Genomic DNA, 24,795 nt, shown 5'->3' with positions numbered 1-24,795 from the left:
TTAAGCTCCCGGCTTTTCGACGCCCACGCATGGCGTTATGTCGGCTTCCGTAACGGAAGCCGGCGTTTCCGTCGAGGGTTCGGTCGGCGTAACGGCGGATCGCTTGGCGAGTTCCGGCCGCTTGCGCTTGCTTTCGCGCGAGAAGGTGTAAAGCCCCGAGCCGATGACGATGACCGCACCGACGATGGTCCAGCTATCGATCTGCTCGTTGAAGAAGAACATGCCGATCAGGAAGCCCCAGAGCAGGCTGGTGTAGCGGAAGGGGGCGACGAAGGAGATTTCGCCGGTTCGCATGGCGGTGATGATGGCCTGATAACCGATCAGAACCAGAACGGCCGAACCGGCAAGGTGGGTGAGAATCGACCAGTTCATGGGTTGCCAGCCACCGAAGGGCTGGATCAGAAACCCGCCGACCGCCATGTTGACGAAAGCGGTAATCACGGTCACGGCAAGCGATGGAACGTCTGCATACATCTTGCGGGTGAGCAGATCGCGTGCGGCTGTGATGGCAAGCGATGCCACGACCAGCAGCGCGCCGGAGGTGAAGCCTTCCGGACCCGGCCGGATGATGACGAGGACGCCGATGAAACCGACGATGATCGCCGCCCAGCGTCGCCAGCCAACGGGTTCGCGCAGGAAAAGTGCGGCGCCTAGCGTCACGATCAGCGGCAGCGACTGTAGAATTGCCGAGGCGTTGGAGAATTCGATGAGGCCGAGCGCGGTCAGGTACAGAACGGCGGCGGTCACCTCGCAGACACACCGCAGGATGATGATCGGTCGCATCAGCATTTTCAACGGACGCAGAGCGCCAAAATGGCGGGCGGCAAAGTAGATGAGCACGACGGTCATTAAGCCGCGCACAAACATGATCTGGCCTGTGTTGATGTAGGGGGTGACGGATTTCGTCAGCGCGTCGTTGGCTGTAAAACTCGCCATCGCAAGCGCCATGAACAGAGCGCCGCGGGTGTTGTCCGTCAATGCCATTCCATCTTGTCCTAGACCATGCGCAATCGTCTATCGATCCGGCCTTGCAGCGACGGCAACATGTTGCCGCGGATCACGACTCCGCATTCCTCCAAGCTTGAGACGTGACACGGTACGGGTGTCATTTCAACCGTTTATATATGGGGGATAGACAGAAAGAGTTCTAACCGCCGGTGACGCTCATGTGGCGGGCGACAGCCGGGCGTCCGTGGGTGCGGTCGATGATGAAATCGTGGCCCTTGGGCTTGCGCAGAATGGCCTCGTCGATGGCCCTTGAAAGATAGGCGTCGTCATCGGAGGCGCGCAGCGCGGTGCGCAGGTCTGCGGCGTCTTCCTGGCCCAGGCACATATAGAGCGTGCCGGTGCAGGTGAGGCGCACGCGGTTGCAGCTCTCGCAGAAATTGTGCGTCATGGGGGTGATGAAACCGAGCCTGCCGCCTGTTTCGCCAACGGTCACATATCGGGCAGGGCCGCCCGTCCGATAATCGATCTCCGACAGGGTGAACTGCTCTTCCAGCGATGCCCGGAGTTCTGAAAGCGGCAGGTAGCGGTCGGTCCGGTCTTCCTCGATCTCGCCCATCGGCATCGTTTCGATCACGGTCAGGTCCATGCCGCGGCCATGGGCGAAGCGCATCAGTTCAGGAATTTCAGCCTCGTTGAAATCCTTCAGTGCCACCGCGTTGAGCTTCACCTTGATCCCGGCGGCAAGGGCTGCATCCAGCCCTTCCATCACGCGTGCCAGATCGCCCCAGCGGGTGATCTGGCGGAACTTGTCAGCGTCGAGCGTGTCGAGCGAAACGTTTATGCGCCTGACGCCGCAATCGGCCAGCTCGGCTGCAAACTTCGACAGCTGCGAGCCGTTGGTGGTCAGCGTCAGTTCGTCCAGCGTGCCGGTGTGGACATGGCGTCCGAGGTTGCGCACCAGCGCCATGATGTTCTTGCGCACCAGCGGCTCACCGCCGGTCAGCCTCAGCTTGCGCACGCCGCGCGCGACAAAGACGGAACAGAGACGGTCGAGTTCTTCTAGCGTCAGAAGATCTTTCTTCGGCAGGAAGGTCATGTGCTCGGACATGCAGTAGGTGCAGCGGAAGTCGCAGCGATCAGTCACCGAAACGCGCAGGTAGGTGATCTCCCGGCCGAAGGGGTCCACCATCGGGGAAGTGCTATCCGTCAGGGATTGCGCCTTTTCCAGCGATCCGAGGAAGCCGTTCACATTGCGTCTCCGTTTTCGCAATGCCTTTGAAAATCGCTTTAGAGACTTTCGTGGGCGTCGCTTAGGATGTAGTGCCTTGCCTATCGTTGGGCAAGCTCGTAATTCTCGCTCAAAAGCAAAGTCTGCGGAAGTAAAAAAATGAGTGATGTCTGGCCCACGGAGCTGCGCGTGTCGAAAGACAGGCGGGAACTGGTTGTTTCGTTCGATGACGGGGCAGCTTTCCGGCTGAGCGCGGAAATGCTGCGTGTCCTTTCCCCGTCTGCGGAGGTGCAGGGGCATGGGCCGGGGCAGAAGGTTACGGTTCCGGGCAAACGCAACGTTGCCATACGGGCGCTCAGCGCAACGGGAAACTATGCCGTCAGGATCGTCTTTGACGACGGGCATGACAGCGGCATCTACACCTGGAGATATCTGCGTGAACTGGGTGAAACGGGCGACGCACTGTTTCAGTCCTATGAACGGGAACTCAAGGAAAAAGGCTTGAGCCGGGAACCGCTATCCCGCTAGAAAAAGATGACGATGGTGCTCGCGCGAAAGCGATGGCAGCGGCGTTGAAGTCTCTCCGCCGTCATCCTCTGGCTTGCCCGAGGATCCTCAACCTCAAGCAAGATGGATCCTTGGGGCAAGCCCGAAGATGACGGCGCGAGGGGGACAGGTTTACCAGATGATCCGGCGAGCAGCGCGCGCTCGTCCTGCAATTGTTATACGGAGTGATGTGTGGCGGTCGAAGCGAACGGAAATGATCTGGCCCAGGTGGTCGTGCTTTTGGCGGCCGGTGTCGTGGCTGCGCCGATTTTCAAGCGGATCGGTCTGGGCTCCGTTCTGGGATATCTGGCTGCCGGTCTTGCCATAGGTCCATATGGTTTCGGTTTCTTTTCGGATTCGCAGGCCATCCTGCATATCGCCGAACTCGGGGTGGTGATGTTCCTGTTCATCATCGGCCTTGAAATGCAGCCATCACGGTTGTGGTCGATGCGCAAGGACATTTTCGGGCTGGGGGCGCTGCAGGTGCTGGTCTGCATGGCGGGCCTGACGCTGATCGGCGTTTCGCTCGGCTTTGCCGTCATCCCTTCCTTCGTCGCCGGAACGGGTTTCGTGCTGACATCGACGGCAATCGTCATGCAGATGCTTCAGGAGCGCAACAGCATGTCGAACCTGAAAGGACAGCGCATCGTCGCGATCCTGCTGTTCGAGGATCTCGCCATCGTGCCGCTTCTGGCGCTCGTTGCCTTTCTTGGCGCGGGCGGCGAGCATGTCTCTCCCTCCGAGCGGTGGATTTCGGTTGGCATCGCACTCGCAGCTGTCGCCGCGCTCATCCTTGCGGGGCGCTATCTGCTCAATCCGTTCTTCCGGCTTCTGGCGGCCTCCGGTGCGCGCGAGGTGATGACTGCCGCTGCCCTGCTGGTGGTTCTCGGATCGGCGCTATTGATGCAGGTCAGCGGTCTTTCCATGGCGATGGGGGCTTTTCTCGCTGGCGTGCTGCTGTCGGAATCCTCGTTCCGTCATCAGCTCGAAGCGGATATCGAACCGTTCCGAGGCATTCTGCTCGGCCTGTTTTTCCTGGCCGTGGGCATGGCGATCGACCTTGCGGTCATTGTCTCGAACTGGCAGCTCGTGTTGGTCAGCGTGACATGCTACATGTTGCTCAAGGGCTTCCTGATCTACGGCGTGGCGCGGGCGCTCGGCACCACTCGGCGTGAAAGTGTTGAGCGGGCAGTGCTGATGGCGCAGGGCGGCGAATTCGCCTTCGTGCTTTACGCTGCGGCTGTCAGCGCTGGCATTCTCGACCGCGAGTCCAATGCCATCCTGACGGCAACCATCATCATTTCCATGGTCATGACGCCGCTGATGGTCATCCTGCACGACCGGGTCGTTCCGGCGGCGGTTCCCAACACCGACGATCTCGATGTGCCTGAGAATGTCGAGGGCAGCATCCTCATGATCGGGTTCGGGCGGTTTGGCCAGATCGTCAGCCAGCCGCTTCTGGCGCGTGGTTATACGCTGTCGCTGATCGACAAGGATGCGGACTTTGTTCGCGATGCATCGGATTTCGGTTTCAAGGTCTATTATGGCGATGGCTCGCGAGCGGAAATCCTGCATGCGGCCGGGGCAGGCACGGCGCGTGCCGTACTGATCTGCGTAGACGACAGGGCGGCGGCAATCCGCATTGCCGAGATCGTCAAGCACGAGTTCCCGCTTGTTCCCGTTCTTGCCCGCGCCTTCGACCGTGGTCATGCCATCGATCTCCTGAAGGCGGGTGTGGATTACCAGATCCGCGAAACGCTGGAATCTGCCCTGATTTTCAGCGGCGAGGTTCTGACGGCCATGGGCGAGAACGAAGAGGATGCGCTACGTCTCGTCGAGGAGTTCCGCGACCGGGATGCGGAGCGCTTTGCGATGGAAATCGTCGGCGGTATCTATGCGGGAAGGTCGCTGATCCGCGGCAATGCCCAGCCAGCCGATCTCGTTGCCGCCCGTACGGCCCGCGAGCGCGCCGAACGGGAAAAGGTGGAACAGGAAGAGGAATGACCGCAGCATCGTTCTCCGTTCGGGAGGCGAGGCCGGTTACAGGGAGAAAACAGGCACATGACGATCATTCGCAGCGTCGAGGAACTGAAAGCCATCTATGACGGGGTCAGCGAGGCATCGGTTGCCAAGGTGACGACCGCGCTTACCGCCGAGTACCGGCAGATGATCGAGGCATCGCCCTTTGTGGCGCTGGCGACGGTCGGCCCGGAGGGTGTGGATTGCTCGCCGCGCGGTGACAGGCCGCAGTCAGGTGACGGCGTTGTTCGCATCGAGGATGAAACGACGCTGCTGTTGCCGGACTGGCGCGGGAACAACCGCGTCGACTCCCTGATGAACATCGTGCGTGATCCCCGCGTGGCGCTGATGTTCCTGATCCCCGGTTCCAACACGACGATGCGTGTCAACGGCACGGCGATCGTATCGGCCGATCCGGACCTGCTGCAAAGTTTCGAGATGGATGGCCGGAACCCGCGAACGGTGATTGTCATCACCATCGGGGAGGTCTACTTCCAGTGCGCGAGGGCGTTGATGCGGTCCGAACTCTGGAACCCCGAGCATTTCGTTGATCCCGCTTCGCTGCCGACGCCGGGAAACCTGCTCAAGGCCGCGAAGGCCAGTTTCGATCAGGAAACCTATGATCGGGAATGGGCTGCCCGCGCCGCAAAGACGATGTGGTGACAGAGTATGGGAGCCGCAGGTAAAAACCTGACGCATATTCGACGTCATCCTCGGGGTTGAGCCGAGAATCCATTAACCGTCAAAATGATCGATCCTCGCCTCAAGGGCGAGGGTGGCAGAGAGGGTGTCCCGGAATTCGCATAGAACCACCCGACACACACCGACCTTACTTCTTGTAGATCAGCCAGTTCTTGCCGACATAGTTCTTTTGCATGCCTTCTTCATAGAAGATGGTGCGATTGCGACCCGTTTCCTTGGCGTGATACAGCGCCGTGTCCGCGTGGGAATACAGTTCGGCTGGGTTGTCCGCCTGCGATGCACAAGCGAAACCGATGGAAATCGTCACCGGACCGTAATCCGCGCCCGATTTGGAATGGCGGAATGGCGTGCTTTCCAGCGCAAGACGGATACGCTCGCAGATCACCATGACTTCTTCCGGTGTGCTTCCATCCAGAATGACCGCGAACTCCTCACCGCCGCTTCTCGCCACGAAACCGTCCTTGCGGACGTTGGCGCGGATGACGGAGGCGACGGTGGCGAGAATCTTGTCGCCGACCGGGTGGCCGAAGGTGTCGTTGATCTTCTTGAAATGGTCGATGTCGAGCAGGGCAAGTGTCGTGTATTGCAGACCGATGGAGCTGTCATAGACATTGGCAAGCCGGTCGTCGAAGGCGCGGCGATTGGAGAGCCGCGTCAGGGAATCGGTGTTGGCGATGCGCTTGTATTCGTCCAGTTCCAGACGGACCTGCTGCATTTCCTCGGCGTGACGATTGACGTCATTGAACGCCTTTTCGCCGTCAACCAGCTTGGAACCGGTGGCCTCGGCGAGCAGCGCGATGGCGCTTTTCAGGATATTGGCGCTGGAGATGTTCTTGTCGTCGATCCGCTGGCGCGTTTCACCGAGAATCCTGTTGTAGTTCTCGATCGAGGATTGCTCCCGGCGCAGCGTGCCAAGAAGCGATTCCAGTTCCTGCCGGACCTTTTCATGCACTTCGTCGATCAGCAGGACGGCGCTCGTCTCGAAATAGCGTGCACCGAGTTCGTCCAGTTCTTCCTGCGTCGCGCGGCCGCCCAGTGCCGCCAGTTCCTTGGTCAGGGTAGGGTTCGAGCCGATATAGGCTTCGTAGAAGAGGTTGTAGTTACGCGGAATCGGCGAAACACCCATGCTGCGCATTGCATAGGTGATCTGCGCGGCTATGTCAGGCCCCGTCGCCTTCGGCGTGGATACCGTGTTCATCAAGGAACTCCAGTGAGTCTACTTATTGATTATGATTATTATTACGAAACTTGTTTTGGGAAGCCTAATTCACAGTAAGTGAATTTTTCTTCACCGAATTTATTTCTCTAATTTATGGCTTACTTCAATAAATACGAATTTTTCATTTCATCACGCTTCGTGACTGCTTTCCTTGGCATAGCTTTACCGGCATTTCCATATCGTTGAGTCACCCGGGCGATCGAGACAGTGAGGGATACATACTTACCACCGCAAGCGGATGCCGACCATACGCGATCTTCACAGCAGACGGGTGTCGGCTGGCGCTTTTCACGAATATCGTCGCGCCATTGCGACAGCTGCGCGGGGTGCCGCTTTTATGTCCGAAGCCGGATGATCCGGCATTCTTCGCCCGCTGCCATTCCGGGGGCGTCGGGTGGGCGGACGATCAGGCAATCGGAGTGGGACAGGATCTTCATCATCGATGAATCCTGCTTCGTATAGGCCTCGGCAACCGTTTGGCCCTTCTCGTCGGTGAACAGCCGGGCGCGAAGATAGTCCTGCCGGTGATCGTTTGCCTTGAGCGCTGTTGCTGTCCGGGCGGTTGCCGAGCGCCGCGGCGGCGCGAGGCGGGCAAGCCTGCGGATCAGTGGTTCGAGGAAAAGCAGGCTGCAGACAAGGCTTGCGACCGGGTTTCCGGGGAGGCCGAGCACCTGCATGTCACCGATCGCGCCGACCATCAGCGGTTTGCCGGGCCGCATGGCGATGCGCCAGAAATCGAGCTGCATGCCTTCGGCTTTCAAGGCTGCCTGCACGAGATCGTGGTCGCCGACCGATGCGCCGCCGAGTGTCACCAGAACATCGGCGTTTGCGGCGATTGCCTTGCCGATGGCGGCACGGATCAGTGCGTCGTCGTCGGGAATGATGCCGAGATCGATCACGTCTGCGCCTGCCTCGCGGGCAAGGGCTGCGACGCCGAACGTGTTCGAAGCGATGATCTGCGCAGGGTCGGGGGCGCTTCCCGGCGGCAGCAGCTCATCTCCCGTCGCAAGGATGGCGATGCGCGGCTTGCAGTAGACATCGAGCGCCGCGTGGTTCATCGCCGCCGCAACCGTCAGATCGGCAAAGCCGAGTTTGCGCCCGGCTGCAAGTACGACCTCGCCTTTTGCGAAATCCTGCCCGCGTGGACGGATATGTCTGCCGATCGTTACCTCGAAGGCTGTCCGTATCTTGCCGCCGTCCAGCAGTTCCGCATCTTCCTGAATAAGAACCGTGTCGGCGCCTTCCGGAACGGGGGCACCTGTGAATATGCGGACTGTCTCACCCTGACCGACGATGCCTTCGAAGGCATGGCCCGCGGCAGCCTGTCCGATGACGGTCAGAACCGAACCGATGGACGGCGCATCGGCCGTGCGCAGCGCATAACCATCCATGGCAGAGGCGTCAAAAGGCGGCTGGGTCAGGAGGGCAGGCAAATCGGTCGCCAGTACCCGTCCGTCGCATTCGACCAGCGGCAAGGTTTCGCTTCCGGTAACGGGAGAGGCTGCCTCCAGAAGCCGGGCCTTGGCGTCGTCAACGGGCATCAGCGACTTCATTCATTGCTCCTCGCGCCGGAAGTCGCCGGATTTGCCACCGCTCTTCTGCGTGAGGCGGATATTGATGATTTCCATGGCCTTGTCGGCGGCCTTTGCCATGTCATAGATTGTCAGGCAGGCAACGGAAGCGGCAGTCAGCGCCTCCATTTCCACGCCCGTCCTGCCGGTCAGCTTGGCCATGGCCTCGACGCGTAGGCCGGGCAGGGAAGGCTCTTCCTTGATGTCGACGGAAACCTTGGTCAGCATCAGCGGGTGGCAGAGCGGAATGAGATTGGATGTCTGTTTCGCCGCCATGATGCCCGCCAGCCTTGCCGTGCCGATGACGTCACCCTTTTTGGCATTGCCTTCGAGAATGAGGGCGAGCGTCTCCGGTTTCATCTTCACGAAACCCTCGGCGACGGCGACCCGGACCGTTTCTGCCTTGTCGCCGACATCCACCATATGCGCTTCGCCCTTGGCGTCGATATGGGTGAGTTTCGCCTCTCCGCTCATGTTCGCTCGCTTACTCCGCAGCCAGAATGCCGGTATTACCCGTCAGCAGCGCCACGGTCGCGGCAGTCACATCATCCTTGCGCATCAGGCTTTCGCCAACGAGGAAGGTCCTGATGCCGCTCTTTTCGAGGCGTTTGCAATCCTCGAAGGTGAAGACGCCGCTTTCACCCACCAGCAGCTTGTCGGCAGGCACGAGGCCGGCCAGTTTTTCGCTGGTTTCGAGGCTGACTTCAAAAGTACGCAGGTTGCGGTTGTTGATGCCGAGAAGCGGCGACGAGAGTTTCAGGGCACGCTCTGTTTCCTCGGGGTCGTGAACCTCGATGAGAACGTCCATGCCGAGAGAGAGTGCTTCGTCCTCAAGGCGCCGTGCGTCATCATCCGAAAGCGACGCCATGATGAGGAGGATGCAGTCCGCACCCCAGGCGCGCGCTTCATACACCTGATAGGTGTCGAACATGAAGTCCTTGCGCAGCGCGGGCAGAGAGCAGGCGTTACGCGCCGCGGTCAGGAATTCGGGAGCGCCCTGAAAGCTCGGCGTATCCGTCAGTACGGAAAGGCATGCAGCACCTCCGGCCTCATAGGCCGTGGCCAGCGCCGGGGGATCGAAATCGGTGCGGATCAGACCCTTGGAGGGGCTTGCCTTCTTGATTTCGGCGATCAGCCCGAACTTGCCTTCCGCCTGTTTTTCCCTCAGCGCCCTGTAGAAACCACGGGGTGCGGTCTGGTCCGCAGCCATCGCCTTCAGATCCGCCAGAGAAACCTTCGCCTTGGCAGCGGCGATTTCCTCTAGTTTATAGGCTTCGATCTTTTTCAGGATATCGCTCATGATCTTGCCTTACTGTTCGTTGGAAACGGCGACCAGCCGGTCGAGTGCGGCTGCGGCCTTGCCGTCATCGAGGGATGCGGAGGCGATCTTCATGGCGTCGCCCAGTGTTTCGGCCTTGCCGGCGATCACAAGCGCGGTCGCCGCATTGCAGAGTGAAATGTCGCGGTAGGCATCGCGCTTGCCGGACAGAACGTCGCGTAGCGCCGCCGCATTGGCGATGCCGTCTCCACCCTTCAGGTCATCCATTTTCGCCACTTCGACGCCAAAATCCTTTGGCGTCAGGTCGAACGTGCGGATCTTGCCGTTTTCCAGTGCCGCGACATGGGTCACGCCGGTGGTGGTGATCTCGTCCATGCCGTCGCCATGCACGACCCAGATGCTCTCCGAGCCCATGTCGCGCAGCACTTCGGCCAGCGGCACCAGCCAGCGCGGCGAGAACACGCCGAGCAACTGCCGTTTTGCACCTGCCGGGTTCGACAGCGGCCCGAGAAGGTTGAAGACCGTGCGTGTGCCAAGCTCGACGCGGGTCGGGCCGACATGGCGCATGGCCGAATGGTGAAGCTGGGCGAACATGAAGCCCAGTCCGGCCTCGCTGATGCATCGCGAGATCAGATCCGGGCCGATATCGAGCTTCACGCCGAGCGCTGACAGAGCATCCGCCGTGCCGGATTTCGAACTCAGAGCCCTGTTGCCGTGCTTTGCAACCGGCACGCCCGTACCGGCGACGATGATCGAGGCCAGCGTGGAGATGTTGTAGGTGCCGATGCCGTCGCCGCCGGTGCCAACGATATCGATGGCGTCCGCAGGCGCCTTGACGGGCAGCATGCGGGCGCGCATCGAGGATACTGCGCCAACGATTTCGTCTACCGTTTCGCCACGGACGCGCAGCGCCATCAGAAACGCGCCGATCTGCGATGGCGTGGCTTCGCCCGACATCAGGATGTCGAAAGCTGCCCGGGCTTCTTCGCGATCTAGGCTTTCGCCATTGGCGACCTTGGCAATCAGCGGCTTCAGTTCGGACATCTTTGCGCCCCCCGCTTAGAAGCCGACCATCGCCTGATCGGCGAGGGCCTGATTGATGGTGACACCATAGTCGTTCTGCAGGCGGTTGACCATCTGGTCGAGCATGTCGTCACCGGCTGCGGAAGCGATTGCCGTCAGCTGCTGGTCGTCGTTCGCAAGCGCATCTGCGGGGGCGTTCGCATCCACACCGGTCACCTTGAAGAGGATGCGGCTGGAGCCGTCGGCGTCCGCGGCCGCGCCGACGGTGCCTTCCGCGCCGGAGAAAACGGCCGTGATGGTCTGCTGGCCGAAGATCGCATCATCCGCATTGCGGCGAAGGCCGGACTTCTGCTCGACGGCAAGGCCGAGTTCGCCAGCGATCGCTTCCAGCGTCTCGCCCTTCTGGACGCGCGCCTTCAGTTCGTCCGCCTTGGCGGCAAGCGCGGTGCGCTGCTGCTCCGCCGTCCAGTCGGCGACAACGTCGTCGCGAACTTCGGCAAGCGTGCGGTCACGGGCTGGGATGATTTCGTCAACGTCGAACCAGATGTAGCCTTCGCGACCGAGGTTGATCGGCAGCGCTTCGTTGCCGGGTTCGGTCTTGAAGACACCCGTGATGAGCTGCGGCGATGGAAGGCCCTGGATCGCGTCTCCCTTTTCATCGAGGCCGGATGCGTCGGCGGCTGCGATGGTAACGGGCTTCAGGTTGAGTTCCCTGGCGGCATCGGCCAGCGAGGAGCCACCGGCGCGCAGATCTTCGTAACGGTCATGAACGCTGGTGATTTCTTCCGCGGCGGCAGCCGTTGCGAGATCCTTGCGGATTTCTTCCTTGGACTCGTCCAGCGTCTTGACCGTTTCCGGGGTGATGCCGGTGACGCGCAGGATGACCGGGCCGAAAGCGCCCTCGACGACCGGCGTCACGCCGCCGTCCTTCTGGACGGCGAAGATGGCATCCGCCAGGGACGCGTCGGGCAGCGTGTCGCGCGTGAATTCACCGAGCATGACGTCTGATGCGGTCTTGCCCTGATCCTTCACGACCTGATCGTAGGTGGTGTTGCCGAGGCGGATCTGTTCGCCAGCGGCTTCAGCCATTTCCTTGTTCGGGAAGGTCAGCTGTTCCACGGTGCGGCGGCCGGCGGTGCGGAAGCTGTCCTTGTGGCTGTCGTAATACTCGGCGATCTGCGCGTCGGTGATCGCGGTCGTGTCGGCGATGTCGGCCGGCTCGAGCTTCACATAGGTGAACTTGCGGAATTCTGGTGCGCGGTACTTGGACTTGTTGGTTTCGAACCACGGAGCCAACACGTCATCGCCCGGTGCCTTGAACGGCGGAATGACGGCGTTGGAGAGGATCACGTAATCGACCGAGCGCTGTTCGTGACGGTACTGCTTGAGCGCGTCGACCAGAACCTGCGGCGCCTGGAAGCCATCCGAGACGGCCTCGACGATCTGGCTGCGGACGGCAACCTTGCTACGCTCCTTGATGTAGTCATCCTCGCGGAAACCGGAGTTGCGCAGGCGTTCGCTGAACAGGTTTCGGTCGAACTGGCCGTTGGTGGCACGGAACGCCGGGTCTTCGGCAATCAGGTTCGCAAGGCGGTCTTCGGAAAGACCGAGATTCATCTTCGAGGCCAGCTCGTCCAGCGCGGCACCTGCGGCCAGCTGGCTGAAGACCTGCCGGTCGATGCCGAACGCCTTTGCCTGTTCTGTCGTCAGACGCGTTCCGAACTGGCGGCTGAGGTCGGAAATCTGCCGCTGGTAGGCAAGGCGGAATTCTTCCGGTCCGACGGTCTGGTCGCCAACGGTCACGACCGCATGGGAATTTGACGTGACAAGCGATGCAGAGACACCCCAGACCCCGAAAGAAACGACAAGCAGGAGAAGCAGCAGCTTTGCCGCCATGGTTCGAGAAGCATTTCTCAGGGAATCGAGCATCGTTATGCAAACCTCAAAAGAACATTGTTTGCCGCTGAAGCGTCGCGTAGGGCATCTTCAATGCACCACGATAACGCCGGGCATGGCCGCAGCGGCGTTCATAGCCGACTGCACCGTATCGGGGTTCCTTAAAACAATCCAAACGGAAATTGAAGGGAATTTCCCTTGGAAAAACGGGGTTTGGCAAAAACGGTTCTGTGATCTCGTGCGCAGAGCGCCGTACGGATTCGCGATTGGCAGGCTACGGGCAGAGCCTTCAGGCGTCTGGAGCGTTCTCTCTTGCCCCCATTCCCGTGCTTTTCACGGGAATGGGGGCAGGCCAAGTCTTTGGGCTAAAGAGAGTTTTTCGCCGCGCAGACGTGCGTCGCCCGGGTTCCTATGACAAGCTCAGCAAGGAGGCATCCCTCATCCGGGCATTTCTGTTGTGCTATCCAAACGTGTCGACAAAACAAAACCGCCCGGCAAGCCGGGCGGTCGAATGGGAATCACGCTTTTGCCGGCTCCAACCCCTGTTAGAAAGCCCGGTTGCGCTTGATGGCTGCCTTCAATTTCTCTCCGTCGCGTCGCATTTCACCGACTGCTGAGATCATGGATGCCACGAACATGGCGCTGATAAGGGCAAGAAGCGCTGTCAGAACTGTGGTCATGGCAGATCTCCGTTTTCTGGACGGGGGAATTGAGCCTCGGTTATCAGTTGTAGTTCAGGTGCTGATAACGGGCGGTCAGTTGCGGGTAATCCGGACCCTGGTGTTCGGCCTTCTGTTCATAAAGGCTAAACGTCGTTGCCACCATTGCGATGACCAGCATTGTCCAGGCGGTGCTGATGACGCTGATTTTCGCCGAGGTAGACTGTTTCTCTTTTACAAACATCTGTCCGTTCCTTGTTCACTTGATCCGAACGCGCCATGTCGAAGCATGCTCCGCGTCAATCATAAAAATCGATTAGCATCGCGCCTCTGAAACTTCCTTGAATGGTCCGTTCATCTGGCGTTCAGGAAGCTGGCAGCTTACGTCAATCGAGAAAAAGGTACTCGGCTGCGAATGACGTGACGATCGAAACGACGATCATGAAAGCCAGCATGTGTGTTTCTCCGGATGCTCAACGAGCCAAAGTGCCTTTCGGTTTCCCGATGGTGTCGATTTAATTGAACGGCCCTGAAACACCCCTGAACGGGTCATTCATACGAGGTTCAGGGCGTTTGCGCGGGTGAGTGGAGTGGTAAAGTCTTGCGCCGCGCCGCTCTCCATGACAAAAGGCGGCTCAACAATGCCGTGTATCGGCGCAAGTACCTGCGCAATATCGAGAGCGATATGACGATTGCCTTTTATCCCGGATCGTTCGATCCAATGACCAACGGACATCTGGATGTGCTGATCCAGTCGCTGAACGTTGCGTCGAGGGTCATCGTTGCTGTCGGCATTCATCCCGGCAAGGCGCCGTTGTTCAGTTTCGAGGAACGCGCCGCGCTCATCAGGCGGGCGCTTTCCGAAACCCTGCCGGGGGAGGCTGGACGCATCGACGTCGTTTCCTTCGACAATCTCGTGGTCGATGCGGCCCGTACCCACGGCGCGCGGCTTTTGCTGCGCGGCCTGCGCGACGGCACCGATCTCGATTACGAAATGCAGATGGCCGGCATGAATCGCCAGATGGCGCCGGACATCCAGACGGTGTTCCTGCCGGCAGGTTCATCGTCGCGACCCATTACGGCCACATTGGTCCGCCAGATCGCCGCGATGGGCGGCAATGTGGAGGCATTTGTACCCAAAGCCGTGCTCGAAGCCCTCAACAGCAAACTGAAACGTTAGTTTCAGTGTCATATCCGGGAGCCAATCCGATGAAACTGCTCAAGTTTGCCTTCGCGGGCGCCATGTTTGCCAGCGCGCTCACCGCCAGCACGCTTGCGTCCGCTGCCGAACTGCTGACCATTCAGCTGAAAGACGGTCCGGTCGTTATCGAACTCATGCCGGACGTCGCGCCGAAGCATGTGGCGCAGATCGAGGCGCTGGCCAAGAAGGGCGCTTATGACAACGTGGCTTTCCACCGCGTCATCGAAGGCTTCATGGCGCAGACCGGCGACGTTCAGTACGGCAATATGGAGAAGGGCTTCAGTGCCCAGCGCGCCGGTACCGGCGGCTCCGACCTGCCGGATATCCCGGCCGAGTTCTCCAAGGTTCCTTTCGAGCGCGGCACCGTGGGCATGGCCCGTTCACAGAACCCGAATTCCGCCAATTCGCAGTTCTTCATCATGTTTGCCGACGGTGCTTTCCTGAACGGACAGTACACCGTCGTCGGCAAGGTCGTGTCCGGCATGGAAGCCGTGGACAAGATCAAGCGTGGTGCAGGCGGCAATGGTGAAGTTTCCAACCCCGACCGGATGATCAAGGTCACCGTCGGCAATAAGTAAGGAGAGATATCATGGCCGAGATCAAGGATCCGGAAAACACCCTCATCATGGAAACAACGGCTGGCAAGGTTGTCATCCAGCTGCTTCCCGACGTTGCTCCGGGTCACGTCGCCCGCATCAAGGAACTGGTTTCCGAAGGTGCTTATGACGGCGTTGTGTTCCACCGCGTCATCGAAGACTTCATGGCCCAGACCGGCGACGTCAAGTTCGGCAAGAAGGGTTCGGAAAGCTTCAACCCGGCCCGCGCTGGCATGGGCGGTTCCGACAAGCCGGACCTGAAGGCTGAATTCTCGGCTGTTCCGCACGTTCGCGGCACCTGCTCGATGGCCCGTTCGCAGAGCCCGAACTCTGCCAACTCGCAGTTCTTCATCTGCTTCACCGACGCTCCTTGGCTGAACAAGCAGTACACCGTCTGGGGCCAGGTCATCGAAGGCATGGAATCCATCGACAAGGTAAAGCGCGGCGAGCCTGTGAAGGATCCCGATTCCATCGTATCCATCAAGCTTGCCTCCGCGGCCTGAGCATAGGATATAAGCGATCGACCCGCCTCGCAGGCGACTGCGGGGCGGTTTAACATTGATGACGAAGGCGCTGCCTCTTTGCCGTCATCCCCGGGCTTGACCCGAGGATCCGGGATGCGGTGAGGATGGCGTTGAAACAGAGGCCGCCTTGTCATCATCCTTCACCCGCCTCCGGATTGCAGGCGGGTTTTGATATTCAAGAGCACCACCCATCATGCGCGTAGACCTGTTCGATTTTGATCTTCCCGAGGAAAACATCGCCCTTCGCCCGGCCAGTCCGCGCGACAGTGCGCGCCTGCTCGTGGTCGATCCGAATGCGGGCAGCATGACGGACCAAAACGTTTTCGACCTGCCGTCCTTCCTGAAGCCCGGCGATGCGCTGGTGTTCAACGACACACGCGTCATTCCCGCCCAACTCGAAGGCGTTCGCCTGCGGGAAGGCGCGCAGGAAACGGCGGTTTCGGCCACGCTGCACATGCGCGCCGATGCCAGCCGCTGGAAGGCGTTTGCCCGCCCCGGCAAGCGCATCAAGCAGGGCGACCGCATCCGTTTTGGCTACGAGCGGGAGAATGCCTGCGGCCTTGCCCTCCTCGAGGCGACCGTCGAGAAAAAGGGCGACGAGGGCGAAATCACCCTGTTGTTCGATGTGTCCGGCCCGGTGCTGGATGAGGCGATCGCCTCCGTCGGCCATATTCCGCTGCCGCCCTACATCGCTGCCAAGCGTCCGGAAGACGCGCAGGACCAGACCGATTACCAGACCATCTATGCCCGCGAAAAAGGCGCTGTCGCAGCACCCACCGCAGGTTTGCACTTTACGCCCGCACTGTTCGAAGCCCTTGATAAAGCAGGCATCGAGCGCCATTTCGTGACGCTTCACGTAGGGGCAGGCACGTTCCTGCCGGTGAAGGCGGATGATACTGAAGACCACAAGATGCATCTTGAGATCGGTTACGTTTCGCAGGAGACGGCCGACAAGTTGAATGCCGTCAGGGCACGGGGCGGGCGTATCGTCTGCGTCGGCACCACGTCGCTGCGCCTGATCGAGAGTGCAGCGGGCGAGGATGGGCAGATCCGCCCATGGTCTGCGGCGACCGGCATCTTCATCACGCCCGGTTACCGCTTCAAGGCGGTCGATATCCTGATGACCAATTTTCACCTGCCGAAATCCACGCTGTTTATGCTGGTTTCGGCCTTTAGCGGGCTGGAAACGATGCGGGCGGCTTATGCCCATGCCATCGAAACCGGCTACCGTTTCTATTCCTATGGCGATTCCAGCCTGCTGTTCCGGAAAAACTGATGCACGAGAACTTTACCTTCACCCTGAAAGCAACCAGCGGCGGCGCCCGTCTCGGCGAAGTGGCGATGCCGCGTGGGGTCATCCGCACGCCCGCCTTCATGCCGGTTGGCACCGTCGGCACCGTCAAGGCCATGTATCTGGATCAGGTCCGCGAGCTTGGCGCCGATATCATTCTCGGCAATACCTATCACCTGATGCTGCGGCCCGGCCCGGAGCGCGTGGCGCGTCTCGGTGGTCTGCACGAGCTGATCCGCTGGCCGCATCCGATTTTGACGGATTCGGGCGGGTTTCAGGTCATGTCGCTGTCGGGTCTGCGCAAGCTGGATGAACAGGGCGTGACCTTCAAGAGCCATGTGGATGGCTCGCTGCACCACATGTCGCCGGAGCGCTCCATCGAGATACAGGGGCTGCTCGATTCGGATATCCAGATGCAGCTCGACGAGTGCATCGCACTGCCTGCCGAGCGCAAGGAAATCGAGCGCGCCATGGAAATGTCGCTGCGCTGGGCCGAGCGTTGCCGTGTCGCCTTCGGCGAGCAGCCGGGCAAGGCCATGTTCGGCATCGTGCAGGGCGGTGACCAGCCGGACCTGCGTATCCGTTCGGCGGAAGGCCTGAAGCAGCTCGATCTCAAGGGTTATGCCGTCGGCGGTCTGGCGGTCGGCGAACCGCAGGACGTCATGCTGGGCATGCTGGATATCACGCTGCCGGTGCTGCCGACCGAAAAGCCGCGTTATTTGATGGGCGTCGGCACGCCAGACGATATCCTGAAATCCGTGGCGCGTGGCATCGACATGTTCGATTGCGTCATGCCGACGCGTTCGGGCCGCCACGGACTTGCCTTTACCCGCCGGGGCCGCGTCAACATCCGCAATGCCCGTCATGCCGAGGATATGCGCCCGCTGGACGAGCAGTCCAACTGCCCGGCCAGCCGCGATTATTCCCGGGCCTACCTGCACCATCTCGTCCGCTCCAACGAGGCGCTCGGCGGCATGCTGCTCTCCTGGCACAATCTTGCCTATTATCAGGAGCTGATGCAGGGTATCCGCAAGTCGATCGAGGAAGGCCGCTTTGCGGATTTCTACGCCGAAACCATAGACATGTGGGCGAGGGGCGATATCGATCCGGTCTGAGGTGTCGTTCGGCGCGTTCCATATTCGACGTCATCCTCGGGCTTGACCCGAGGATCAATGGACCGAGCGCTGGATCCTCGGCTCAAGCCCGAAGATGACGGCAGAGATGGGATGTTTGCCGCAATGACGCCGCCAGCTATATCCTCTTTCCCAGATATATTTTCATCGGATGCATGACTTGGCACACGCGCCTTATGTTCTTTTCCGGGATGACAGCACCGGCACGGTGACGGCGTTCACCGATCCGGAAGAGATCATCCTTGCAGATGAGCCGGAGGCATTTTTCGCTGCTCTGAGGCGCATGGAAACGCTGCGAAAATCGGGGAAATACTTAGCCGGATATGTATCTTATGAAGCCGGCTATCTTTTTGAGCCTAAACTCGCGACTTTCGCCGAGGTGCCGCGGAAGGTGCCACTTCTGCTGTTCGGCGTGTTTTCCAGCCCGCCGGGCGATGATAGCCGATTCGCGCGCCCGCTGACCATACCGGACGCCGATGCGTTTCTTTCCGACCCGCAGCCAGGCTGGACGCTTGCCGAATATCGCCAGCGTTTCGAGCGGCTGCACATGCATCTGTGCAAGGGCGACTGTTATCAGGGCAATCTGACGATGCCCGTGCATGCGCGCTGGTCGGGCGATCCGCTTTCCGCCTTCTGGTCGCTGATCGAGCGGCAGCCGGTGAAATACGGAGCTCTCATCGATCTCGGTGGTCCGGTCGTTCTGTCGCGTTCGCCGGAACTGTTCTTCTCGGTCGATGCCGACGGCTGGATCGAAACCCATCCGATGAAAGGCACGACGAAGCGCGGTGCGTCGGATGCGGAAGATCGCGAGATCGTCGCGGGCATGCTTGCGGATGAGAAGACGCTTGCCGAAAACCGCATGATCGTCGATCTTCTGCGCAACGATATTTCGCGCATCACCGAGGTCGGCAGTCTCCATGTGCCGAAGCTGTTCGAGATCGAAACCTATCCCACCGTGCACCAGATGGTCAGCCATGTACGGGCAAAGCTTCTGCCCGACATGACGGTGGAGGATATTTTCGCGGCGCTGTTTCCCTGCGGTTCTGTGACCGGTGCGCCAAAGATGTGGGCGATGAAGATCCTGCGCGAACTGGAGCAGACGCCGCGAGATGTCTATTGCGGTGCCATCGGCGTTATGTCTCCGAGCGGTGAGATGCGATTTTCCGTGGCGATCCGCACCATGACGTTGTTCGATGACGGGAATGCCGTGTTCAATGTCGGCGGCGGTATCGTGTTCGATTCGCAGGCCGATGCGGAATATGACGAGTGCTTGCTGAAGTCGCGTTTTGCGGTGGGCGACAGGTTGCTCAAGCCATAGCTCAGAACTCTACCTCCCTCATTCCTGTGCTTGTCACAGGAATGAGGGAGGTTGGAGAAAGCGCCAATCTGGACGTCCATCTACGTGCCCGTAGGAAAACAACCCCGCTCTTGCCTTATTCCAAGACCTCAGCGCCCAACCACTTCAAAAACGCCACTCTCCACCAGCACTTCGACCGCGTTCGGGTGGCTGAGGAAGCCGGAGGGGCTGGCGGTAGCGCCATAGGCGCCTGATTGCAGAAAAGCGACGAGGTCACCTGCCTTCAGCTTCGGCAAGGTGGCGTTGCGGGCGAGCGTATCGAGCGGTGTGCAGAGCGGGCCGACCACCGTCACCGTGTCGTCAGCCGACTTGTTCATCCGGGCAGGGGCAACAACCGGGTAGTTGCGTTTGACGATCTGGCCGAGATTGCCGGATGCCGCCAGATGGTGGTGCATACCGCCGTCGGTCACGAGGAACGTCGTGCCGCGCGAGACTTTGACCGAATTGACCTCGCAGACATAAATGCCCGCCGGACCGACCAGATAACGGCCCGGTTCCACGATCACCCGCGTTGCGGCGAGGTTCGGATCGGCGGCAAGCATGGCCTTGAGGTCGGGGATAGCGGCTGCGACAGCATCAAGGTCAAGCGGTGTTTCGCCTGTGAAATAGGGGATACCCAGCCCGCCGCCAAGGTCGATGGTTTCGAGCGGTCTGCCGAGCATGGCGGCAACCCGTCCGGCGAGAGAAATGGCATGTCTCCATTGAGAGACAAGGGCGTCGGCATCGAGGATCTGCGTGCCACCATAGACATGGATGCCAACCAGATCGACATTCGGTGCGGTCTTGAACAGCGGCAGAACGTTTTCCAGCTCTTCTTCATCGAAACCGAAGGCGGTTGCCTTGCCGCCCATACGCATCGCGCCTGCCTGCGTATCTGGCACGGGGTTGATGCGGATGGAAACCTTGACCGGCCTGCCGATGATGGCGAGGCGGGCGATTTCCTCCGCGCTTTCGACGTGGATTTCGCCGATACCGTTTTCGATCACTGCCCGCAGTTCGCTTTCGCGTTTGCCGGGACCGGCGAAGATGATGTTTTCAGGCGGTACGCCCGCCTTGCGGGCGGCGTGATATTCGCCGATCGAGGCGATTTCGGCACCCGCGCCCTCGGCATGAAACAGCGCGATGATGGCGGGCAGGGGATTGGCCTTCACCGAATAATAGATGTCGGCAAATCCGTTCAGCACCTTGCGGAGATCGCGATAGGTTCGGCGCATGACGCTCGCGTCATAGATGAAGGCGGGCGTTCCCGTTTTCGCGACGATATCGCGGACGGTGCAGCCACCCGCAACCACATCGCGTCCGTTCACCTCGAACCATGTTGTGGTAAGGTCCATGCCGTGGCTTGCGGTCTTGAGCGTCGTGGCCATCGTTTCGTCTATTTTTCCGTTCGTTCACGCACCAGGGCGCGGTAGTCGACCTTGCCGTTCGCCGTGACGGGCAGTGCTTCCACCAGTTCGATGGCGCGGGGGATCATGAAGGGGGCGAGCATTTCGGCTGCCTTTTTGAGAGCTGCCGACACGTCGATGTTCTGGTTGGCGGCCGTCGCCACCGCATGTACCTTTTCGCCCGCGAAGGGATCGGGCAGGCCAATGACGGCCACCTGATGAAACAGGCCGGTCGACATCAGGCTTTCCTCGACCTCGGTCGGGCTGATGCGATAGCCGGATGATTTTATCATCGCGTCATTGCGCGCCACGAAGCTGAAGAAGCCCTCCTCATCCTCGATGGCCAGGTCGCCGGAATAGCAGACCGTCTCGCCGCCCTGCGTTGCCGGAATGAACGGGTGAGGACGCAGTACCTTCGCCGTCTCTTCCGGCCGGTTCCAGTAGCCCATGGAAACGGTCGGACCGCGATGAACGAGAATGCCGGGTTCGCCGGGCTTTGCTCTCTGTCCCTCTGCGGTGACGATGAAGATTTCGCATTCCGGGATTGCCTTGCCGATGGAGGTCGGGCGAGTGTCGATCTCGTCCGGCGGCAGGTAGGTCGAGCGGAACGCTTCGGTCAGGCCGTACATCAGGAAGATTTTCGTGGTTGGCAGCTTTTCGCGCAGCGCCCTGACCGTTTCCTGCGGCACGCGGCCGCCGGAATTGGTAACGTAGCGCAGGTGCGGCAGCGGTGTTTTGGCCAGAAGCGGCGCTGCCCGCGTCAGGATCGCCCAGACGGTCGGCACGCCCGCCAGCGCGGTGATGTCGTTGTCACGCAGCGCCTTGACGATATCGTCACCCAGCCGGAAGGTCGACATGACCGTCACTGCGCCCTGTTCGACGGCGGTCAGCAGCTGGTTCAGGCCGTAGTCGAAGCTGAAGGGCAGGAGCGAGAGAATGCGGTCGCTGGCCGTGATCCCCAGATAGGTGCGCACGATGCGTGCGCCCGCCAGAAGGTTGCGATGCGAGAGCATGACACCCTTGGGGGCGCCCGTGGAGCCGGATGTGTAGAGGATCGCCGCAAGATCCTCGCCGATGGCGGTCGAGGGTTTGGCGGGGAGGTCTTTGCGTGCATCGATGTCTTCGGCCAGAAGAACCGTCACACCGGAAAGGCCGCTCACCGCGGCATCGAGTTCCGCGCGCATGTCCGTTGTGGAAATGATGATCTTTGCGCCGGAATCCTGCACGATGTGGCGAATCTGTGGTGCTTTCAGCAGGGCGTTGACCGGTACGAAAACGCCGGATGCGGCGCTGACGCCGAAAATCGCCCAGCATTCCTCCAGCCCACGCGGCAGGAAGATCACCACGCGGTCGCCGCGTTCCAGTCCTGCCTCCCGCAAAGCCCCGGCACAACGCGTGGCTGCCAGCGAAAATTCGCGATAGGTTCGCGTGTTTCCGTTGTGGACGATCGCCTGACCGTCATTCTGCGATCGGGCGACCAGCAGGTGGTGCAGGAGGTAGGGTGATGTCATCTCTTTTCCCGCGTCACAAAGGCGATGAGGTCTGCGGGCGTGCCCAGGTTCTCCGGGGTGAAGTGGTCGTCGTCGAGCTGAATGCCGAACTCTTCGCCCAGGAAGACCATCAATTCGAGAAAACCGAGAGAGTCGATCACGCCACCTTCGAGGAGGGCGGTATCGGCGCCGAATGGAGCGTGTGCGGGGAAGCGCTGGCCAAGATAGGTGTAGATGGTGTCTGCAACATCGTCTTCGTTCATTTTCGCTGCAAGCATGTCTCGTCTCCAATCTCCCGCAGTTACCTCATGTAAGCCAGGATTTCATCGTGTCTGCACAACACCGGCAGGCGGTTCAAATGGTCTGTTCAAATCCTGATGCCGAGGCAGGTTCATCTATAACTGAATAAAACCCAGGCCGTCCCGACATCCTAGAGTGGTAATAGCACCAATTCTGAGTATGTTTCGTTAACAAGACGGGTATTCCATTCGCCCTTTACTTGTGTCTTCGCAGTCTTTTGCAAAGCAAATCCGCCGCTGTTCTTTTCTTCCTCCGGGCAGGGCAGGGTCATGGCCAGCCGCCCCTTGGCCAGAAGAAAGCGCGCGATTGTGCCTATATTTTCCTGCGCGATGTGGCGGTCCTCGCAGAAGACGAGGCGTGCGGATGGCAGTCGTTTTGTCGTGGTTTTCAGGAAGACCAGCGGGTGGTAGCGCCCATCCAGCGAAAGCGCTGCGGTGATGCAGCCGAGCCGCTCATGGTCGCTCAGTATTTCGCGGATATGATCGGAAAATGCATCTGCTGGCACATGGGACAGATCAACGACCGAGGCCTTCGATGGAAACAGCGCCTTGAGCGGAAGCGGATAAAACAGCGTGCAGTCCGTCACCGTCTTGAAGCCGAGCCTGTCGTTCAGTTTCGCAGCTTCCGGAGAGGGCGTGAGGTCGGTGTAGGTTTCATCGGGCGAGGCGGAGGCCAGTTGCAGCATGCGCGGTGCAAACCAGCGGCAGGATGGCTCGAGATACCAGCTCGACAGGTTCACGACCGTCCTGTCGCTGCCGGGCAGATGGCTTTTGAGTGTCAGGAGAACGCCAACTGCGTCCTCGCCTTTCAACAGAAGTTGACCGACACTGCCAAGATTGCGCCGTTCGTGGTGGGCGCTGACACGCCTGAGACCTTCGGACCAGAAGGCGACCGTTCTTTCCGGGAATCCTTTAACGAGCAGCGCAAGCGCCGCGTCGATATTGTCCTTGTCTATGGCCACGGCTTTCAGGGATGTTCTCCGGTTTTTCGTCTCGCCGGGCCGGAAACACTTTCAACCGTGCCGCGCATGCAATGGACTATAACGACAAATTTACCGGGCCGTTAAACGTCGTGGCTGCAAGGGCGCTTTTCCGATCACATTTTTATGATCGTAGGCGAAGAGGCGCCAAACACGCGCCTCCTGCCAAATTCGGATCGGTTTGAGGCCGATCAGTAAACCACGACGCCGCGGATCGATTCACCCTTGTGCATCAGGTCGAAGCCCTTGTTGATATCTTCGAGCGGCATGGTGTGGGTGATCATCGGGTCGATCTGGATCTTGCCTTCCATGTACCAGTCGACGATCTTCGGAACGTCGGTGCGGCCTCGTGCGCCGCCGAAGGCCGTACCCATCCAGTTGCGGCCGGTGACCAGCTGGAAGGGACGCGTGGAGATTTCCTGACCGGCACCCGCTACGCCGATGATGACGGACTTGCCCCAGCCACGATGCGAGGATTCCAAGGCCTGACGCATCACCTTGGTGTTGCCGGTGCAGTCGAAGGTGTAGTCGGCGCCGCCGATCAGGTCACCGTTGCGTTTGGTCATGTTGACCAGGTAAGGCACGATGTCGCCTTCAACTTCCTCCGGATTGACGAAGTGCGTCATGCCGAACTTTTCGCCCCAGGCCTTGCGGTCCGGGTTGATGTCGACGCCGATGATCATGTCGGCACCTGCAAGGCGCAGGCCCTGTAGTACGTTGAGGCCGATACCGCCGAGGCCGAAAACAATGGCCGTCGAACCGATTTCCACCTTGGCCGTGTTGATGACGGCGCCGATGCCGGTCGTCACACCGCATCCGATGTAGCAGACCTTGTCGAACGGTGCGTCCGGGTTGATCTTGGCGACGGCGATTTCCGGCAGGACCGTAAAGTTCGAGAAGGTCGAGCAGCCCATGTAGTGATGGATCTTGTCCTTGCCGATGGAGAAACGGCTGGTGCCATCTGGCATGACGCCCTGGCCCTGCGTCGAACGGATCGAGGTGCAGAGGTTGGTCTTGCGGCTCGTGCAGGAATAGCACTCGCGGCATTCCGGCGTGTAGAGCGGAATGACGTGGTCGCCTTTCTTGACCGAGGTGACGCCGGGGCCGACATCGACGACGATGCCCGCGCCTTCATGGCCGAGAATGGCAGGAAAAAGGCCTTCCGGGTCGGCTCCGGACAAGGTGAAATCGTCGGTGTGGCAGATGCCAGTTGCCTTGACCTCGATCAGCACTTCGCCAGCGCGTGGTCCTTCGAGCTGAACGGTCATGACTTCCAGTGGTTTGCCTGCCTGAATGGCGACAGCGGCCCGAACATCCATTGGTGATCTCCTTGGGTTGCCTTTTTGAATTGAAACGTTTTCTGCCTGAGCCAGCCGGGTGCGACAAGGGCGTCGGTCATAAAAATACGGTGTGCGGAACCAAGACGGGGCACGTGGCGAACGCACCCCG

24 protein-coding genes are annotated in these 24,795 nt (G+C 60.2%); 9 read left to right on the top strand and 15 right to left on the bottom strand.

Features of this window, described 5'->3' with window-relative positions; translation table 11 throughout:
- Together N7578_RS16870 and moaA are read right to left on the bottom strand one after the other, a co-directional pair.
- A complete protein-coding gene (locus N7578_RS16870; protein ID WP_311111422.1) occupies positions 1 to 984 on the bottom strand; it encodes a DMT family transporter in 984 nt (327 codons plus the stop codon).
- 163 nt (positions 985 to 1,147) lie between these two features.
- Complete coding sequence (gene moaA, locus N7578_RS16865; RefSeq protein ID WP_311112540.1) at positions 1,148 to 2,137, bottom strand: GTP 3',8-cyclase MoaA; 990 nt, start codon at positions 2,135 to 2,137, stop codon at positions 1,148 to 1,150.
- Between the two features lie 198 nt (positions 2,138 to 2,335).
- Between moaA and N7578_RS16860 the strand changes: the two genes are divergently transcribed.
- The 3 genes from N7578_RS16860 (at position 2,336) to N7578_RS16850 (ending at position 5,404) form a co-directional block, all read left to right on the top strand.
- Positions 2,336 to 2,704: a DUF971 domain-containing protein gene (locus tag N7578_RS16860; protein ID WP_311111421.1), complete on the top strand. Its 369-nt coding sequence runs from the start codon at positions 2,336 to 2,338 to the stop codon at positions 2,702 to 2,704.
- Between the two features lie 210 nt (positions 2,705 to 2,914).
- Entirely contained in the window at positions 2,915 to 4,726 is a 1,812-nt protein-coding gene (locus tag N7578_RS16855; protein ID WP_311111420.1) for a monovalent cation:proton antiporter-2 (CPA2) family protein, read from the top strand.
- Between the two features lie 57 nt (positions 4,727 to 4,783).
- On the top strand, positions 4,784 to 5,404 hold the full coding sequence (locus tag N7578_RS16850) for a pyridoxamine 5'-phosphate oxidase family protein (RefSeq protein ID WP_311111419.1): 621 nt from the start codon (positions 4,784 to 4,786) through the stop codon (positions 5,402 to 5,404).
- Between the two features lie 166 nt (positions 5,405 to 5,570).
- On the opposite strand, the gene N7578_RS16845 is transcribed toward N7578_RS16850, so the two are convergent.
- The 8 genes from N7578_RS16845 to N7578_RS16810 form a co-directional block, all read right to left on the bottom strand.
- Positions 5,571 to 6,641: a GGDEF domain-containing protein gene (locus tag N7578_RS16845; protein ID WP_311111418.1), complete on the bottom strand. Its 1,071-nt coding sequence runs from the start codon at positions 6,639 to 6,641 to the stop codon at positions 5,571 to 5,573.
- Positions 6,642 to 6,997: 356 nt separating this feature from the next.
- The gene (gene glp / locus N7578_RS16840; RefSeq protein ID WP_311111417.1) at positions 6,998 to 8,215 is read right to left on the bottom strand and encodes a gephyrin-like molybdotransferase Glp; all 1,218 of its coding nucleotides are present in this window, start codon (positions 8,213 to 8,215) and stop codon (positions 6,998 to 7,000) included.
- Positions 8,216 to 8,707 carry a cyclic pyranopterin monophosphate synthase MoaC gene (gene moaC, locus N7578_RS16835; protein WP_311111416.1) on the bottom strand — a complete coding sequence of 164 codons (492 nt, stop codon included), beginning with the start codon at positions 8,705 to 8,707 and terminating at the stop codon, positions 8,216 to 8,218.
- Positions 8,708 to 8,717: 10 nt separating this feature from the next.
- Positions 8,718 to 9,533 carry an indole-3-glycerol phosphate synthase TrpC gene (gene trpC / locus N7578_RS16830; RefSeq protein ID WP_311111415.1) on the bottom strand — a complete coding sequence of 272 codons (816 nt, stop codon included), beginning with the start codon at positions 9,531 to 9,533 and terminating at the stop codon, positions 8,718 to 8,720.
- A gap of 9 nt (positions 9,534 to 9,542) precedes the next feature.
- Positions 9,543 to 10,556 (bottom strand): anthranilate phosphoribosyltransferase, encoded by a 1,014-nt coding sequence (gene trpD / locus N7578_RS16825; protein WP_311111414.1) that lies wholly within the window; start codon positions 10,554 to 10,556, stop codon positions 9,543 to 9,545.
- Between the two features lie 15 nt (positions 10,557 to 10,571).
- Positions 10,572 to 12,464 (bottom strand): peptidyl-prolyl cis-trans isomerase, encoded by a 1,893-nt coding sequence (locus tag N7578_RS16820; protein WP_311111413.1) that lies wholly within the window; start codon positions 12,462 to 12,464, stop codon positions 10,572 to 10,574.
- A 512-nt stretch (positions 12,465 to 12,976) separates the two neighbouring features.
- On the bottom strand, positions 12,977 to 13,111 hold the full coding sequence (locus N7578_RS16815) for a hypothetical protein (protein ID WP_311111412.1): 135 nt from the start codon (positions 13,109 to 13,111) through the stop codon (positions 12,977 to 12,979).
- 43 nt (positions 13,112 to 13,154) lie between these two features.
- Complete coding sequence (locus tag N7578_RS16810) at positions 13,155 to 13,334, bottom strand: hypothetical protein (RefSeq protein ID WP_311111411.1); 180 nt, start codon at positions 13,332 to 13,334, stop codon at positions 13,155 to 13,157.
- A gap of 441 nt (positions 13,335 to 13,775) precedes the next feature.
- Between N7578_RS16810 and coaD the strand changes: the two genes are divergently transcribed.
- The 6 genes from coaD to N7578_RS16780 all read left to right on the top strand — a co-directional run bounded on the left by coaD (position 13,776) and on the right by N7578_RS16780 (position 19,153).
- The gene (coaD, locus tag N7578_RS16805) at positions 13,776 to 14,270 is read left to right on the top strand and encodes a pantetheine-phosphate adenylyltransferase (protein WP_311112539.1); all 495 of its coding nucleotides are present in this window, start codon (positions 13,776 to 13,778) and stop codon (positions 14,268 to 14,270) included.
- A gap of 29 nt (positions 14,271 to 14,299) precedes the next feature.
- The gene (locus N7578_RS16800; protein ID WP_311111410.1) at positions 14,300 to 14,869 is read left to right on the top strand and encodes a peptidylprolyl isomerase; all 570 of its coding nucleotides are present in this window, start codon (positions 14,300 to 14,302) and stop codon (positions 14,867 to 14,869) included.
- Between the two features lie 11 nt (positions 14,870 to 14,880).
- Complete coding sequence (locus N7578_RS16795) at positions 14,881 to 15,390, top strand: peptidylprolyl isomerase (RefSeq protein ID WP_311111409.1); 510 nt, start codon at positions 14,881 to 14,883, stop codon at positions 15,388 to 15,390.
- A gap of 214 nt (positions 15,391 to 15,604) precedes the next feature.
- A complete protein-coding gene (gene queA / locus N7578_RS16790; protein ID WP_311111408.1) occupies positions 15,605 to 16,687 on the top strand; it encodes a tRNA preQ1(34) S-adenosylmethionine ribosyltransferase-isomerase QueA in 1,083 nt (360 codons plus the stop codon).
- Positions 16,687 to 17,817 (top strand): tRNA guanosine(34) transglycosylase Tgt, encoded by a 1,131-nt coding sequence (gene tgt, locus N7578_RS16785; RefSeq protein ID WP_311111407.1) that lies wholly within the window; start codon positions 16,687 to 16,689, stop codon positions 17,815 to 17,817. Before queA ends, tgt begins: the two co-directional genes overlap by 1 nt.
- A gap of 178 nt (positions 17,818 to 17,995) precedes the next feature.
- Positions 17,996 to 19,153 (top strand): aminodeoxychorismate synthase component I, encoded by a 1,158-nt coding sequence (locus tag N7578_RS16780; RefSeq protein WP_311111406.1) that lies wholly within the window; start codon positions 17,996 to 17,998, stop codon positions 19,151 to 19,153.
- Between the two features lie 128 nt (positions 19,154 to 19,281).
- Here the strand turns inward: N7578_RS16780 and N7578_RS16775 are convergent, their stop codons facing one another.
- The 5 genes from N7578_RS16775 to N7578_RS16755 form a co-directional block, all read right to left on the bottom strand.
- Positions 19,282 to 20,559, bottom strand: coding sequence for a type III PLP-dependent enzyme (locus N7578_RS16775; RefSeq protein WP_311111405.1), 1,278 nt, complete (start codon positions 20,557 to 20,559; stop codon positions 19,282 to 19,284).
- A gap of 8 nt (positions 20,560 to 20,567) precedes the next feature.
- Positions 20,568 to 22,088 carry an AMP-binding protein gene (locus tag N7578_RS16770; RefSeq protein ID WP_311111404.1) on the bottom strand — a complete coding sequence of 507 codons (1,521 nt, stop codon included), beginning with the start codon at positions 22,086 to 22,088 and terminating at the stop codon, positions 20,568 to 20,570.
- Positions 22,085 to 22,345 (bottom strand): acyl carrier protein, encoded by a 261-nt coding sequence (locus N7578_RS16765; RefSeq protein ID WP_311111403.1) that lies wholly within the window; start codon positions 22,343 to 22,345, stop codon positions 22,085 to 22,087. The genes N7578_RS16770 and N7578_RS16765 overlap by 4 nt, the downstream gene beginning before the upstream one ends.
- Before the next feature lie 152 nt (positions 22,346 to 22,497).
- Positions 22,498 to 23,328 carry a hypothetical protein gene (locus tag N7578_RS16760; protein ID WP_311111402.1) on the bottom strand — a complete coding sequence of 277 codons (831 nt, stop codon included), beginning with the start codon at positions 23,326 to 23,328 and terminating at the stop codon, positions 22,498 to 22,500.
- A 209-nt stretch (positions 23,329 to 23,537) separates the two neighbouring features.
- A complete protein-coding gene (locus tag N7578_RS16755) occupies positions 23,538 to 24,665 on the bottom strand; it encodes an S-(hydroxymethyl)glutathione dehydrogenase/class III alcohol dehydrogenase (RefSeq protein ID WP_311111401.1) in 1,128 nt (375 codons plus the stop codon).
- Between the last annotated feature and the right edge of the window lie 130 nt (positions 24,666 to 24,795).

The organism is Agrobacterium tumefaciens (assembly GCF_031801495.1).
GTDB classification, from domain to species: domain Bacteria; phylum Pseudomonadota; class Alphaproteobacteria; order Rhizobiales; family Rhizobiaceae; genus Agrobacterium; species Agrobacterium tumefaciens_K.
This window is presented reverse-complemented; position numbering and strand designations above follow the sequence as displayed.